Below are 15,018 nucleotides of genomic sequence, written 5' to 3' on the forward strand. Positions count from 1 at the left end.
GCAATAAGAAATACAATATAAAGGAGAAATACAAAATGAGAGTAAAATACTTTGGCACGGCACTATTATCCACAGCAACAGTCCTGACTTTAGCAGCTTGCGGTTCATCCGGCGGGGCCTCTTCCCCGGACTACGAATTGACGGATGTATCCTTCCCGTTGAAAGAGACCGTTAGCTTGAAAATGTCCACTTCCAGTTCTCCGTTGGCTCCGGCCGATCCGAACGAAAAGCTGATTTTCCAACGTTTGGAAGAACAATCCGGCGTCAATATCGAATGGAAAAATTATTCTTCTGACTATATCGAAAAACGGAATCTGGACATTTCCAGCGGCGACTTGCCGGATGCCATGTGGAACGCCGGCGCCAGTGACTATGATCTGCTCTCATGGGCGGAAGACGGCATCATCGTTCCTTTGGAAGATCTGATCAATGAACACATGCCGAACTTCAAAAAAGTGTTGGACGAAAATCCGGAATATTTGGCCATGATCACAGCACCGGACGGCCATATCTACTCACTGCCATGGATCGAAGAATTGGGCCAGGATAAAGAGTCCATTCACACGGTGAACGATATCCCGTGGATCAACGTCGACTGGCTGGAAGCTTTGGGCTTGGAAATGCCGCAGACAACGGATGAATTGATGGTTGTATTGGAAGCGTTCAAAACCCAAGATCCGAACGGCAACGGCGAAGCCGATGAAATCCCGATTTCCTTCATCAATGATGGCGGAAATGAAGACATGAAGTTCCTCTTCGGCGCATTCGGGATCGGCGACAACGATGATCACTTGGTCGTCAATGACGACAGCACCATCGACTTCACTGCCGACAACGAAGAATTCAAAAACGGCGTTACTTATTTCAACGAGCTGCACAACAAGAATCTGGTCGATGTGGAAGCTTTCGAACAGGATTGGAATGCCTACGTGGCGAAAGGGAAAGAGCAACTGTTCGGCGTTTATTTCTCATGGGATAAAGCCAATGTTTCGGGAGCGAACGATTCCTACGAACCGCTGCCTGCTTTGGCCGGACCGAATGGGGAAAAACATGTCACGCGTACGAACGGCTTCGGATTCAGCCGCGACCGCTTCGTCATCACAAGCGCCAACAAAAATCTGGAGTTGACTGCCAAATGGGCCGATCAAATGTATGTGCCGATCCAATCTGTACAGAACAACTGGGGCACTTATGGAGATGAGACACAGCAGAATATCTTTGAATACGTAGAAGCAACCAATTCGTTGAAACACTTGCCTTTGGAAGGCACAGCACCAGGCGAATTGCGTCAAAAAACCGAAGCTGGCGGACCATTGGCAATCTTGGACGAGTACTACGGAACTGTGACGACAATGCCGGATGATGCGCAATGGCGTTTGGATATCTACAAAGACACGTACTTGGCTGATGTTCATAATCAATTCAATTATCCACGCGTATTCTTGTCGCTCGAACAAGCGGACCGGATCGCTCAAATCGAAGCGGATTTGATGCCGTTCGTCAACAGAAAACGTGCGGAATGGATCGCCAACGGGAAAATCGCCGAAGAATGGGATGCCTACGTAGAGGAATTGAACCGTTTAGGGTTGGAAGAATGGATGCAGATCAAACAAGACGCTTATGATACATACTTGTCAAACAATAAATAATCATAAAGAAAATAAAAAAAATCCAAGAAATGAGGGGTAGCGTGAACACCCAAAGTCAAGTTGAGTATTCAATCGATCGGGCCAACCGATACATAGCAGAAAATAAGGGGACAGTGAATCCGCAATACCGGAATCGCTATCATGCCTCACCTCCAGTGGGCTGGATGAACGATCCGAACGGTTTCATCCAGTTCCAAGGAGCATACCACCTGTTTTACCAGTTTCATCCCTATGATGCGAAATGGGGTCCCATGCATTGGGGCCACATGCGCTCAGCGGATTTGATCCATTGGGAAGACTTGCCTGTCGCCTTGGCGCCGGATCAAGCGTATGACCGGTCCGGTTGTTTCTCAGGAAGCGCCATCGAGCGGGACGGAAAACTTTATCTGCTTTATACAGGTGTGACCGAAGCCAATGAAGAAGGCGTCCATCACCAGGTGCAGTGCCTGGCGGTGTCGGAGGATGGTCTGCACTTCGAGAAAGTGCAGCAAAATCCGGTCATCCCGGTTGCGGCTTTGCCGGCAGATGCTTCCCAGATCGATTTCCGGGATCCTAAAGTTTTTGAACACGAAGGCACCTACTATACGGTAGTCGCCTCCAAGGCTGGCGACGAGACAGGGCAGATTTTGCTTTACCAATCTGCTGACTTGGTGGAATGGGAGTTTGCCTCCGTCTTCCTGAAGGGGAACAAAGAGCAAGGGATCATGTGGGAATGCCCGGATTTCTTCCACTTGGATGGGAAAGATTGCCTGATCTTCTCGCCGATGCAATGGCCGCAGGATGGGGACGACTATCAGAATCTGAATGCGTCGGTACTGGCTGTCGGCGAGGTGGATTGGGCGACGAAACAGTTCCACCCGGAAAGTTATCAAGAATTGGATCACGGTTTGGATTACTATGCTCCCCAAAGCCTTGAGGACGACAAAGGCAGAAGGATCTGCATCGGTTGGATGCAGATGTGGGGCCGGAATTTCCCGACGGATACGCTGGGCCACGGCTGGACAGGATCGATGACGATCCCGAGAGAGCTGAAATGGGAAGATGGCAAGTTGAAGCAATATCCGATCGGCATCGTAGCGAACAGCGACAATCAGGGAGAAATCAGCCCGGTGATCACGATGGCAGATGCCAAAGAAACAATCCCTGGTATCGCAGGGTATTGCGGATTGCTGACGCTGAAAGTGGACACGTCCGGATTGGAAAAACTGTCCATCCATCTCCGTGAGAACGAGAACGAAAGAACCATAGTCTACTATGACAAAGCAAAGAATGAATTGGGAATCGATCGATCCGCAAGCGGTATCGAACTGAAGGGGGAGGAAGCACACCCTCCTGTCAGCCGGAAAGTAGCATTGTCCGGAAAGAGCGATCATCTTGAACTCGCCATTTACTTGGACCGTTCGTCGGTTGAAGTGTTTGAGAAAAACGGCGAAGCGGTCATGACCGCAAACGTATATCCAACAGCGGAAGCGACGGGCATCTCCTTTGAATGCAGCGGCAAAGCAGTGTTTGAGGAAGCTACTTTTACGCCCTTTATCTGATCGCAGCTGCAGGTAGGTATGCGGAAAAAATATTTTGGAAAGGCAGGAGATGTTATGCGGAGAGTGTATACGATCGGAGAGATACTGATTGATTTTTTTCCGAGCGAAATCGGGGTGCCCTTGAAAGAAGTTCAGGGCTTCACCAAACAACCGGGAGGTGCGCCAGCGAATGTCGCGGTGACGGTCAGCCGTCTGGGCGGGAACGCGAGTTTCATCGGCAAAGTGGGCCAGGATGCCTTCGGGGATTATCTGACCGATGTGCTCAAACAGAATCAGGTGGATACCCGTCACCTGTTCCGGACCGCTGAGGCAAACACGGCGCTGGCATTCGTTTCGCTCCAGGAAAATGGGGAGCGCGAATTCAGTTTCTACCGCAATCCCAGCGCGGATATGCTGCTGGACAAGAAAGAGTTGGAGGAACTTGTTTTCACCGCTGCGGATATCCTGCATTTTTGCTCGGTCGATCTGATTGAAGCACCCGTAAAGTATGCGCATCTTGCCGCTTTGGAAAAAATGCAGCAGGCCGGCGGGACAATCGTTTTTGACCCGAATGTGCGCTTGAATCTCTGGCCGGATCCGGAAATGCTGAAGCAGACGATCCAGCAATTCCTGCCGTATGCCGACATCCTGAAAATCAGCGACGACGAATTGTCCTTCATTACGGACACGGATTCGGAAGCGGATGGGATAGCGGCGCTGCTGAAGACGGAACCGAAATTGCTGATCCTTACAAAAGGCAGCAAGGGAGCGGACCTGTACTTCAAAGGCGAGAAAGCCAGTGTTGAAGGAATCAGTGTCAAAGCGGTTGATACGACAGGGGCAGGCGATTCGTTCATAGGAGCCTTCCTCTATCAGATAGCCAACAGAGTTAATTGGGAAGACTGCAGTTTGGATGAAATACGCGAGATGGGCACGTTCGCCAACCGTGTGGCCGCATTGGTGACGACGCGACCAGGCGGCATGCAATCCATCCCGACCCTGCAAGAAGTATTGAGCTTGGAAGGATAATAAATGCAGCACTGAATTTAGGCTCAGAAATAACCTGCAATAACAATGTCAGCAGGGAAATCAGTTCGAATCACAGTCAGAAAAGCCGCCAAAACTGACTTGATGGGGAAATTGTCCACAGTAACCTCAATATTCCCCATCAAAATCACCTTCACGGGGAATCTCGACACGAACTCGAACCCAAAAACAAACAATTAGACACTCAGATCATCAAACCACAAGAAACCGGGTTGCCTCATTTTGAGGCAACCCGGTTTCTTGTGGTTTAGGATCCGTTGAAGACATTATTCGCCTACTATTTTCATGAACTCTTCGCCGGTGATGGTCTCTTCAACCAGCAAGAAGCGGGAAAGTTCATGGAGCTTGTCGATGTTTTCGCTCAGCAAGGCAGCGGCTTTTTCATGGGCTTTCTTGATGATGTCCAGCACTTCGCGGTCGACCTGTTCGGCCATGCCGGCGGATACGTTCATGGAAGTGTCGCCGCCCAGATATTTGTTGGTCTGGGTTTCGATCTGCATCATGTCGAAGGCATCGCTCATCCCGTAGCGCGTGATCATGGCGCGGGCCATTTTGGTCATCTGCTCGATGTCATTCGAAGCACCGGTCGTGATGCTGCCGAAGACGATCTCTTCTGCGGCGCGACCGCCTGCCAGCGTGACGATTTTGTTGAACAGTTCCTGTTTCGTCATCAACGATTTTTCGCCTTCCTCGATCTGCATCGTGTAGCCGAGTGCTCCGGAAGTGCGCGGAATGATCGTGATCTTGTGGACTGGCGCGGATTCCGTCTGCTTAGAGGCGACCAGCGCATGTCCGATTTCGTGGTAGGCGATGATTTCTTTCTCTTTCGGAGAAATGACCGCGTTTTTGCGTTGGTAACCGGCGATGACGGTTTCCACCGATTCTTCCAAATCACTTTGGGTGACGGCGGTGCGGCCCTCACGGACTGCCCTCAGGCCACCCTCGTTGATGATGTTGGCCAATTCGGCACCGGAAGCACCGGAAGTGGCGCGGGCGATCGTATTGTAATTGATGGAAGGATCCATCTTGTAGTTCGTTGCATGCACTTTCAGGATCGCTTCGCGTCCTGCCAAGTCCGGCAGTTCAACCGGTACGCGACGGTCAAAACGTCCCGGGCGCAGTAGGGCAGCGTCAAGGGATTCCGGACGGTTGGTGGCAGCCAGGAGGATGATGCCTTTGTTTGCTTCAAAGCCGTCCATTTCCGCCAGCAGTTGGTTCAAGGTCTGCTCACGCTCATCGTTACCCCCGCCGTAGCCGCCGTTATCGCGTTTCTTACCGATCGTGTCGATTTCATCGATGAAGACGATACAGGGGGCTTTCTCGTTGGCTTCCTTGAACAGGTCGCGGACTTTGGCGGCGCCGCGTCCGACGAACATTTCGACGAATTCGGAACCGGAAATGCTGAAGAACGGCACATCGGCTTCGCCTGCGACAGCGCGGGCCAACAGGGTTTTACCGGTTCCGGGAGGTCCGACCAGCAGGATACCTTTCGGATTCTTGGCACCGATATCTTGGTATTTTTTCGGTTGATGCAGGTAATCAACGACTTCGCTGAGCGCTTCTTTGGCTTCGTCCTGTCCGGCGACATCCTTGAATGTTTTCGAATCGCCTGCCTTCACGTAGACTTTGGCGTTCGATTTGCCGAATGACAGCGCGCCACCGGCACCGCCGCCGCCCATCCGTTTCGCCATCTGTTTCCCTAACAGGCTACCCAATCCCCAGAACAACAGGAGCGGTAAGACCCAAGAAACCAAGATGGAAAGGATCGGGGAGGCTTCAGTCGGGATGTCTTTGCTGAAGGTCACGTCAGCTTCTTCCAAGCGGGTGACGAGTGTCGGGTCATCGATTAGGCCGGTCATGTAGACTTGTTTGTCGCCTGCGTCATCGGTCGCGACAAAGGTGATTTGGTTCTCTTCCAGTTTCACTTCGGATACGTCACCAGTCGACACTTGATTCAGGAACGTGCTGTAAGTCACTTCCTCCACGCTTCGGTTCATGTAACTAGGCAATACGAAATAGTTCAGGAACATCAGGACGCTCAGTGCCATCAACAAGTAATAGGCTGTCGTTCTGCGTTTATCGGGGTTTTCGTTGTTCAGATTCACATTCCATTTTCGGTTGTTTTTATTTTTGTCATCTGCCATTTATGTCTGTTCAATCCTCTCGTTGTTGTTCGTTCATTTCCTGTATCAAAAGCTGCAATTCCTTGATGCCCACTGCAATTTTTTCAAGCCGTTCTTCGGACACGCCTTCCATCAGCAAGCAGTATTTGCTTTCGATATCCTGCTCCATTTTCTGAAGGATTTTGTTGCCTTCAGGTGAGAGCTTCAGGGTGATGAAACGTTCGTCGTCAGCGCGCCGTTCGCGCGTGAGGTAGCCTTGCTGCTCCAGCTTTTTGCAGATGGTGGAGACGTTGCCGTTGTTCATATCCATCACCTTCGCCAACCGGTTTAGGGACAGATCTTCGTTAAGGTTGACCTCCATCAAAATCCGCAATTGCAGCGGGGTGATGCAGTAGTCTTTTGCGACCGGGCACATCACGGTATCCTTGGAAACTTGGATGGTCCGCAGCAGATCCCAGATCTCTTTTTTCAAAAAATCAATTTTCATTTTGAAATCCGCTCCTTTTCCGGACAATAGTTGTGATGTAAAACTATTCTAAATCAAAACTATTCTTTGTGCAAGCGGTTCAACTTAGTCTTAAGCAAATCCTAAAGAATCATTCCCGGCAGGAATGTTGTGAACCTACTATAGAGCTAGTGTGTGAAGAATTCGTGAAGATGCTTGAAAATATTTGATAAGAAACGGCTGCGGCGTGCGTTGGTCGGAGTACAGTGGAGGAATCGGCTCCCAGCTCCGGCGAGGGGCCCTTCGCCGGAGGACACCGGTATCAATTGGCTTCAGCTCCGACGAGGCTCTGCTCATCGGAGAAGAGCATCAGAATGTTGGTCGAACTCCGGCGACGCCTCCGTTCACCGGAGGAGAGAAGAAAAGCGCTGCTCACCGGAGCACAGCGGAGGAATCAGTTCCCAGCTCCGGCGAGGGGCCCTTCGCCGGAGGACACCGGTAACAATCGGCTTCAACTCCGACGAAGCCATCCTCATCGGAGAAGAGCAATCAGAATGTTGGCCGAACTCCGGCGACGCCTCCGTTCGCCGGAGGATAGAAGAAAAGCGCCACTCCTCGGAGCACAGCGGACGAATCAGCTCCCAGCTCCGGCGAGGGGCCCTTCGCCGGAGGACACCGGTATCAATTGGCTTCAGCTCCGACGAAGCCGTTCTCATCGGAGAAGAGCATCAGAATGTTGGCCGAACTCCGGCGAAGCCTGCGTTCACCGGAGGATAGAGCGGAAACCCATATAAGCTCCGGTGAGGCTTCCGGATGTCGGCGACGCTGTGTATAATGGAGCAGATAGAGTGTGTGATTACGAAAAAGGACTGATGATCAGTATGAAGGCATATAAATATATCCAAACACCGCTCGGGAAATACTTGCTGGCTGAGAACGGCAAGGGCATTACGTTTCTGGAGCATGTTGCATTGGAATTGGATCCGCGGATCGAAAAGGAAATCGCGGCTGGAGAAATGGTTGAGATGGATACGCCATTGTTGCTGGAAGGGGAGCGTCAGTTACAGGAGTATTTCAATGGCGAGCGTCAGGAATTCGATCTGTCATTGGATGCGACCGGTACGCCTTTCCAATTGAAAGTCTGGGAAGCCTTGCGCCAGATCCCTTACGGGGAGACGCGAAGCTACAAAGAAATCGCCATCGCGGTCGAAAATCCGAAAGGTGTGCGCGCCATCGGCATGGCCAACAATCGCAATCCGATATCGATCATCACCCCTTGCCACCGTGTCATCGGCACGAACGGGAAGTTGGTGGGGTACGCCGGAGGACTGCATCTGAAGGAATATTTGCTGAATCATGAGACAAAGGTTGCAATCGAAAACAGCTCACCCCAAATGGATATCTGAATCGTCGGGAGAAGGGATTCTCAGTTAGGATGCCTATTCTCAATAAGAGGATAATAAATAGGTATCCATGCTGTCGTGAAGTCAATGGATAAACGTCGTTTTATAGTAGTAAATTGAAATGATATACAACAGTAAATAATCGGGAAATTCAGAAAAGAGCCAGGAACCTATTGTTCCCGGCTCTTTTTTCTTTGTGGAAATGCATATAATGTCTGATTCGAGCTAGAGAAAATGGATGCCTGACCGCGCAATAAACCAGCTATTCACTACCGGAAATTATAATCGTTATCATCATAAGTTAAACCTATGATTCTGATAAAAATGATTGATTGGATATTTGGTCAACCAGAATTTATACTTCAGATATCAAGTTGAGTGATGAGCAATCAATAGAACTGCAGTCTATGGGAACTTGTTACTAAAAGGATTCAACTGGATGGCCACAAATACATGGATATATGAAAACGTAAACATTTGGAGGGACGACATGCTAAAAGAACTACAATGCAGCATCTTTCGCGGCGGTACAAGCAAAGGTGCATTCGTAATGGAAGAAGATTTACCGGAAAATAAAGAGGAACGGGATCAGATCCTGCTAAAAATCATGGGCAGTCCTGATCAACGCCAAATTGATGGTTTGGGTGGGGCAGTGTCCACGACCAGCAAAGTTGCCATCATTTCAAAAGAAACAACTGAAGATTGGGATATCAATTATACATTTGCGCAGGTTCAGATCGATAAACCTTTTGTATCCTATGCAGGGAACTGCGGGAACATTTCATCAGCTGTCGGGGTTTTTGCTCTTGAGAATGGCCTAGTGGAAATTAGCGCGCCGATAACGACGGTGAGGGTATATAATACAAACACAAAGAAAATTATTCACGAACATATTCCTACGCCTAACGGAGAGATTACTTATGAAGGCGACTTCAGTATTTCCGGCGTTCCAGGAACGGGCTCGAAGATCGAACTGGAGTTTTTGAATCCGGAAGGTTCCTTTACAGGCAAGCTTTTGCCGACAGGACAGCCGAAAGATCTGCTGAACATCGAGGACTACGGCATTGTTGAAGTATCGATCGTCGATGCGGCAAATCCTTTGGTATATGTGCGAGCGGGAGATATCGGCTTTATCGGATCCGAAACGGCAGCCGTGATCGATGCTGATCCAGCGAATCTTGAACTGTTGGAAAAAATCAGGGGTACAGCAGCCGTCAAAATGGGCTTGGCCGATAATTGGGAAGAAGCCGCTACAGTCACGCCGGGAGTGCCCAAAATGACGATCGTATCATCAACACAGGATTACATTACGGATAGCGGCAAAGAAATAAACGCTTCCGAATATGACCTTTCCATCCGGATGATGAGCATGCAAAAAGCCCACAAAACCATCGCTTTGACAGGGGCTTTGTGTACAGCAGCTGCCTGCGCGATTCCGGGCACCATCCCGAATGAAGTACTGGGGAACGAAAATGTGAAGAATGAGATCGTACTTGGGCACAGCGATGGCCTCATTTCGGTTGCGATGAAGTACAAAAATGAAAATGGGACGATAAAGATAGACTCCGTGTCGAGTCACCGGACCGCGAGAAAAATCATGGTCGGTAAAGTCTTCTATAAAGGATAGAAATAACACAAAGAATAGGAAGTGTTGAAATGTTAGCATTGTTAGGCTATGGAATGATCGTTACCTTCATGGTTTTGTTATTAACCAAGAAAATGTCACCTTTTGCAGCATTAATTTTAGTTCCCGTTGTTTTTGGTTTAGCCGCAGCATTTATAAGTGGAACACCACTTTTGGAAGTATTTGATTGGATTTTTGGAGGTTTGTATTACTCGCTTGATGGGGATGGAAAACTTATCGGTAAAGGTGTAGCCCCAACGATTACCTTATTGCTGTTCGCCATTCTTTACTTCTCGGTTATGTTGGACGTAGGCCTATTCGACCCATTGGCTACGAAGATGATCAAATGGGCAAAAGGCGATCCAATGAAGATTTGTGTCGCTACTGGTGTTATCTCTTTAATCGTGTCACTGGATGGTGACGGGACAACGACTGTGTTGATCGTAACGACAGCGGTTCTGACGCTTTTCAAGAAAATGAAGATGAATCAGCTTTACTTGGCGGTAATCATCGGATTCTGCAACTCGGTAATGAACTTAGTCCCTTGGAGTGGCCCGATGGCGCGTGCGATGCCGGTGCTAAACTTGACACCGAAAGAATTCTTCGTACCCGTTATCCCAGGTATGATAGGCGCAACTTTTCTAGCATTGTATATGTGCTACTACTACGGTAAAAAAGAGCGCGCTCGTCTGGGCTACGAAAAAGGCAGCGGCATCATTCATGACAGCGACTTGGAACATATCATTAAAGAAATCAACGAAAAAGATGCGTATTTGAAACGCCCTAAATTGATTTGGTTCAACTTTATCCTTACAGCGGCAATCATGACAATGTTGATCATGGACGTCATCAATGGCGGTATCCTCTTCGTGCTTGGTACAGCCATCGCGTTGCTGGTCAACTATAGACAGTTGAATCTGCAATCTTCCCGTTTGATTGCAAATGGCGGAGAAGCTTTAGGTCCAGTAAGTTTGGTTTATGGTGCAGGTATCATCATGGGTGTCCTGAACGGCAGCGGCATGAGCGCAGCCATCGCACAACAAATGGCTGGTATGATTCCGGAAAACATGGGTGCCTACATTCCATTCTTCCTAGCTTTGATTTCTTTACCTGGTTTGTTCTTCTTGCCAAATGACGCTTTCTACTTCGGTATCCTGCCGGTATTGGCACCAATCGCTTATCAATACGGTGCAACACCAACTGAAATCGGTGTCGCTTCCATGATGGGTCAAGCAATCCGTTTTGCAAGTCCCTTAGTAGCCTTTCTTTATGTCTTGGTTGACAGAACAGAAGTAAGTTTTGGCGATTACTCAAAAGAATACCTGAAATGGGGTCTTCCAAGCTTCGCGATTCAAACCATTATTGCCATTCTGATCGGTGCGATTCCGCTGCCCTTCTTGTTTAATTAATCATCAAACGACTTCTCGGCAAAGCTCAATCAAGGTTCTGATGTAAGGAGGCAGTTTTCGCCCTTTTCGGTAAGCCACAATCATATCCGCATAATGTGGCTTGCCCTCGAAAGAGAAAAAGCGTGGAGCATTGCCGAATTTCAAGTGACGGATATGGGTCTCGTTCAAAAAGGAGATCCCGTATCCCGTCATCGTCAGATTGACGGCTGTCTCGATATTCCGAGTATGCGTAACTTTATTGGGGACGAAGTTATGTTCCGCAAAAATCGCTTCGGCGATTTGGCCGGTACGCTGATCGGGGAAATGCAGAATGAACCGATCCTTTTTGAACAATTGCAGATCAATGGAAGGATAGTTGCTGATCGGATTAGGCTTCCCTTGATTGATGCAAGGATGTCCTGAGGGAACAGCCAACAGGATCTCTTCCGATTTGATGATTTCATAGTCCAGATGCAATGCGTGGTGCGGCATGTTCATGATGGCGATGTCCGCTTCGCCGTTGTTGATTTTTTCTTCTACAACTTTGGAGGATTCTTCGATCAACTCGACTTCGATATTTGGGTAGATTTCATTGAATTTCGGCAAGATATCAGGAGCCAGATAGGAACCGCGCATGAAGGGAATGGAAACGCGCAGACGGCCGATTTTGTTGTCCAATATATGGGCAGCTTCGTCGTAAAAGTTTTCGCGCATACGCAGAATCTCGATTCCAGCAGCCAAAAAACGTTCACCAAGGAAAGTCAATTCATATTTCTTTCCGATTTGATTGAAGACTGGGAATCCCAAGCGGGCCTGCATATTTTTGATGTACATGCTCAATGAGGGTTGTGAGATGTATAGAGACTCAGCTGCCCTTGTCAAACTACCGCAGTCGTTGATTGCCTTCACGTATTCGATATCTTTCATTTCCATAGAAGCATCCCCTTATCATAGGTTTTGATTATGATATACATAAAAAATATATATTTCATTTATGTTTATTATAGGGATACAATCACACTAAGTAAATACAAGAATATATAAATTGGAGAGGTACTATACTATGAACAGCAAGCAGAAATCAATTAAAACCATCACTACAAATGGGAAGGAGTATAAGTACTACGATCTGAAATCATTGGAAAATGAAAAAGTGACGATTGCCAAATTGCCATATTCCATCCGTGTCTTGCTGGAAAACTTGTTGCGACAAGAAGACGGCAAGGTCATCACTGAACAACACGTCCTGTCCTTGGCTAACTGGAAACCCATCAATGAGGTGAAAACGGAGATCCCCTTCAAACCATCCCGTGTCATTCTGCAGGATTTGACAGGCGGAGCGGCAATCGTGGATTTGGCAGCATTGCGTTATGTAACCGAAAAATTGGGTAAAGATTCCGCGATCATCAATCCGGATATACCGGTGGATTTGGTCATTGACCATTCCGTTCAAGTCGACTACTCAGGATTCAATGATGCTTTCAGAATGAACGCGGAAATTGAGTTCGATCGGAATCGTGAGCGTTACGAATTCTTCAGCTGGGCTGAAAAATCCTTTGATTCCTTCAGTGTTGTTCCGCCAGCGACAGGGATTGTCCATCAAGTGAATTTGGAATACTTGGCTGATGTGGTTAAAGAAGCTGAAGTCGAGGGAGAAAGCATCCTCTACCCGGATACTTTGGTCGGGACCGATTCGCACACCACGATGATCAATGCTTTGGGTGTCCTTGGTTGGGGCGTCGGCGGCATCGAGGCAGAGGCAGGCATGTTGGGACAACCGTGTTATCTGCAGCTGCCGGATGTCGTTGGAGTCCGCTTCACAGGCAAGCTTCAAAACGGTGCAACAGCAACTGATTTAGCTTTAAAAATGACCCAAGTATTGCGAGAGCAAAAAGTGGTCGGGAAATTCGTCGAATATTTCGGTGAAGGTTTGAAAAACTTGACGATTGCCGACAGATCGGTCATTGCCAATATGGCGCCGGAATACGGAGCGACCTGCGGCTTCTTCCCGGTCGATGACGAAACATTGGGTTATCTGCGCTTCACCGGCAGAGAAGAGGCGAAAGTGGACAGGATTGAAGCCTATGTCAAAGCTAACAACCTTTTCTACAATGATGCAATCGAACCAGAGTATTCGGAGCTGATCGAAATCGACCTTTCAACAGTGGAACCAAGCTTGGCCGGTCCGAAAAGACCGCAGGATTTAGTGAAACTATCCGATGTCAGCCAAAAATTCATCGAAGCATATGCCGCTCCGATGGGGAATCAAGGCTATGGGTTGGATGCAGCTGATATCGACAACAAAGTGACGATCACTTATGAAGACGGTTATCAGGAAGAACTGGAAAACGGAGCGGTATCCATCGCAGCTATCACAAGCTGTACGAATACAAGCAACCCGTACTTGATGCTCAGCGCCGCTTTGTTGGCCAAAAATGCAGTCGAAAAAGGCCTGTCCGTCAAACGCTATGTCAAAACATCCATGTCGCCGGGATCGAAAGTGACGGCGCGCTATTATGAAAAATCGGGCTTATTGCCTTATCTGGAAGCATTGGGCTTCAACATCATCGGCTACGGCTGCATGACGTGCGTGGGCAACTCCGGACCGCTGAGACCGGAAGTCAGCGAAGCGGCCAAAGAGGGCAACATCCTCCTTTCGGCTGTGTTAAGCGGCAACCGCAACTTCGAAGGCCGCATCCATGCGGAAGTCAAAGCCGGCTATCTGGCAGCGCCGCACTTGGTCATCGCCTACGCTTTGGCGGGCAATGTCAAAGTGAATCTGGCCACCGAGCCGATCGGTATGGACAAAGCAGGGCAACCTGTCTATTTCAAGGATATCCTGCCGAGCAACGAAGAAGTCCAAAAAGTCGTGAATGAAAGCGTGCTGGCGGATATGTTCAAAGAAGAATACCGTTCCGTCTTCGACTCAAACGACCTGTGGAACAAAATTGAATCTGCGGATAAACCGGTCTACGACTGGGATGCCGATTCAACCTATATCGCAAATCCGCCTTACTTCGAAAACTTCCAATTGGAGACAGAGCCGATCACGAGTCTGAAAGGGCTGCGTGTATTGGGCAAGTTCCAGGATTCGATCACAACCGATCACATCTCACCGGTCGGAGCGATCGCAATGAAGTCGCCTGCCGGCAAATATTTGATGGAGCATGGCGTGAAACCGAAAGACTTCAACTCATACGGAAGCCGAAGAGGACACCATGAAGTGATGGTGCGCGGTACTTTCTCCAATATCCGCCTCAGAAACGCTTTGGCGGATGGCTTGGAAGGTGGTTTCACCAAATATGTGCCGACGAATGAAATCATGCCGATTTTCGATGCCAGTGTGAAATATAAAGAAGATGGCACTGGTTTGGTGATTCTGGCCGGAGATGATTACGGAATGGGATCTTCCCGTGACTGGGCGGCAAAAGGCGCCCGACTGTTGGGCGTCGATGCGGTCATCGCGAAAAGTTTCGAACGGATCCACCGCTCCAACCTGATCATGGTGGGTGCGCTTCCGCTGGAATTCCTAAAAGGTGAAGATGCAGAAACGTTAGGATTGACAGGATTGGAAGAGTACGCGATCGCAATCACGGATGAAGTAAAACCGAATGAAGTGATCACTGTCACAGCTCAAGCCGCGGATGGAACGGAAAAGACGTTCCAAGCAATCGCGAGACTGGATTCTGAGATCGAAATCGACTACTACCGCAACAAAGGCATTTTGCCGATGGTGCTCAGAAACAAGATCAAATAAGCTTTTCTAACTACACTATTCCGAGTAAAACGATAAATAGAAGAAGCCGGCCCCGACTCCGG

Annotated in this window: 10 protein-coding genes; 7 read left to right on the forward strand and 3 right to left on the reverse strand. The window is 48.8% G+C overall.

The window, feature by feature from the left end; all coding sequences use genetic code 11:
• Positions 1-35 precede the first annotated feature (35 nt).
• The 3 genes from C8U37_RS08120 to C8U37_RS08130 are packed head-to-tail and all read left to right on the forward strand — an operon-like array spanning position 36 to position 4,198.
• Positions 36-1,649 (forward strand): type 2 periplasmic-binding domain-containing protein, encoded by a 1,614-nt coding sequence (locus C8U37_RS08120; RefSeq protein WP_108032744.1) that lies wholly within the window; start codon positions 36-38, stop codon positions 1,647-1,649.
• A gap of 41 nt (positions 1,650-1,690) precedes the next feature.
• Positions 1,691-3,190, forward strand: coding sequence for a glycoside hydrolase family 32 protein (locus tag C8U37_RS08125; RefSeq protein WP_170100228.1), 1,500 nt, complete (start codon positions 1,691-1,693; stop codon positions 3,188-3,190).
• Between the two features lie 54 nt (positions 3,191-3,244).
• Positions 3,245-4,198 (forward strand): carbohydrate kinase family protein, encoded by a 954-nt coding sequence (locus tag C8U37_RS08130; RefSeq protein ID WP_108032746.1) that lies wholly within the window; start codon positions 3,245-3,247, stop codon positions 4,196-4,198.
• A 284-nt stretch (positions 4,199-4,482) separates the two neighbouring features.
• On the opposite strand, the gene ftsH is transcribed toward C8U37_RS08130, so the two are convergent.
• Both ftsH and C8U37_RS08140 read right to left on the reverse strand, forming a co-directional pair.
• The gene (ftsH, locus tag C8U37_RS08135) at positions 4,483-6,360 is read right to left on the reverse strand and encodes an ATP-dependent zinc metalloprotease FtsH (protein ID WP_108032747.1); all 1,878 of its coding nucleotides are present in this window, start codon (positions 6,358-6,360) and stop codon (positions 4,483-4,485) included.
• Positions 6,361-6,370: 10 nt separating this feature from the next.
• Positions 6,371-6,826, reverse strand: coding sequence for a MarR family winged helix-turn-helix transcriptional regulator (locus tag C8U37_RS08140; protein ID WP_108032748.1), 456 nt, complete (start codon positions 6,824-6,826; stop codon positions 6,371-6,373).
• Positions 6,827-7,632: 806 nt separating this feature from the next.
• Here C8U37_RS08140 and C8U37_RS08145 point away from each other — a divergent pair.
• The 3 genes from C8U37_RS08145 to C8U37_RS08155 all read left to right on the forward strand — a co-directional run bounded on the left by C8U37_RS08145 (position 7,633) and on the right by C8U37_RS08155 (position 11,220).
• Complete coding sequence (locus C8U37_RS08145) at positions 7,633-8,190, forward strand: methylated-DNA--[protein]-cysteine S-methyltransferase (protein ID WP_281257504.1); 558 nt, start codon at positions 7,633-7,635, stop codon at positions 8,188-8,190.
• Positions 8,191-8,677: 487 nt separating this feature from the next.
• Positions 8,678-9,814, forward strand: a complete 1,137-nt coding sequence (locus C8U37_RS08150) for a 2-methylaconitate cis-trans isomerase PrpF family protein (RefSeq protein WP_108032749.1) — start codon at positions 8,678-8,680, stop codon at positions 9,812-9,814.
• Positions 9,815-9,843: 29 nt separating this feature from the next.
• Positions 9,844-11,220, forward strand: a complete 1,377-nt coding sequence (locus C8U37_RS08155) for a CitMHS family transporter (protein WP_108032750.1) — start codon at positions 9,844-9,846, stop codon at positions 11,218-11,220.
• A 3-nt stretch (positions 11,221-11,223) separates the two neighbouring features.
• Here C8U37_RS08155 and C8U37_RS08160 read toward each other — a convergent pair whose 3' ends face one another.
• Entirely contained in the window at positions 11,224-12,132 is a 909-nt protein-coding gene (locus tag C8U37_RS08160; RefSeq protein WP_108032751.1) for a LysR family transcriptional regulator, read from the reverse strand.
• A 130-nt stretch (positions 12,133-12,262) separates the two neighbouring features.
• On the opposite strand from C8U37_RS08160, the gene acnA reads away from it, so the two are divergent.
• Positions 12,263-14,956: an aconitate hydratase AcnA gene (acnA, locus tag C8U37_RS08165; RefSeq protein WP_108032752.1), complete on the forward strand. Its 2,694-nt coding sequence runs from the start codon at positions 12,263-12,265 to the stop codon at positions 14,954-14,956.
• Positions 14,957-15,018 lie beyond the last annotated feature (62 nt).

The organism is Trichococcus patagoniensis (assembly GCF_003051085.1).
Classification (GTDB): Bacteria; Bacillota; Bacilli; order Lactobacillales; family Aerococcaceae; genus Trichococcus; species Trichococcus patagoniensis.

What these genes read in the sequence shown, in the direction of transcription:
- C8U37_RS08120 (WP_108032744.1), top strand. Translation starts at nt 36, where the DNA reads ATGAGAGTAAAATACTTTGGCACGGCACTATTATCCACAGCAACAGTC.
- C8U37_RS08130 (WP_108032746.1), top strand. Translation starts at nt 3,245, where the DNA reads ATGCGGAGAGTGTATACGATCGGAGAGATACTGATTGATTTTTTTCCG.
- ftsH (WP_108032747.1), bottom strand. Translation starts at nt 6,360, where the DNA reads ATGGCAGATGACAAAAATAAAAACAACCGAAAATGGAATGTGAATCTG.
- C8U37_RS08140 (WP_108032748.1), bottom strand. Translation starts at nt 6,826, where the DNA reads ATGAAAATTGATTTTTTGAAAAAAGAGATCTGGGATCTGCTGCGGACC.
- C8U37_RS08150 (WP_108032749.1), top strand. Translation starts at nt 8,678, where the DNA reads ATGCTAAAAGAACTACAATGCAGCATCTTTCGCGGCGGTACAAGCAAA.
- C8U37_RS08155 (WP_108032750.1), top strand. Translation starts at nt 9,844, where the DNA reads ATGTTAGCATTGTTAGGCTATGGAATGATCGTTACCTTCATGGTTTTG.
- C8U37_RS08160 (WP_108032751.1), bottom strand. Translation starts at nt 12,132, where the DNA reads ATGGAAATGAAAGATATCGAATACGTGAAGGCAATCAACGACTGCGGT.
- acnA (WP_108032752.1), top strand. Translation starts at nt 12,263, where the DNA reads ATGAACAGCAAGCAGAAATCAATTAAAACCATCACTACAAATGGGAAG.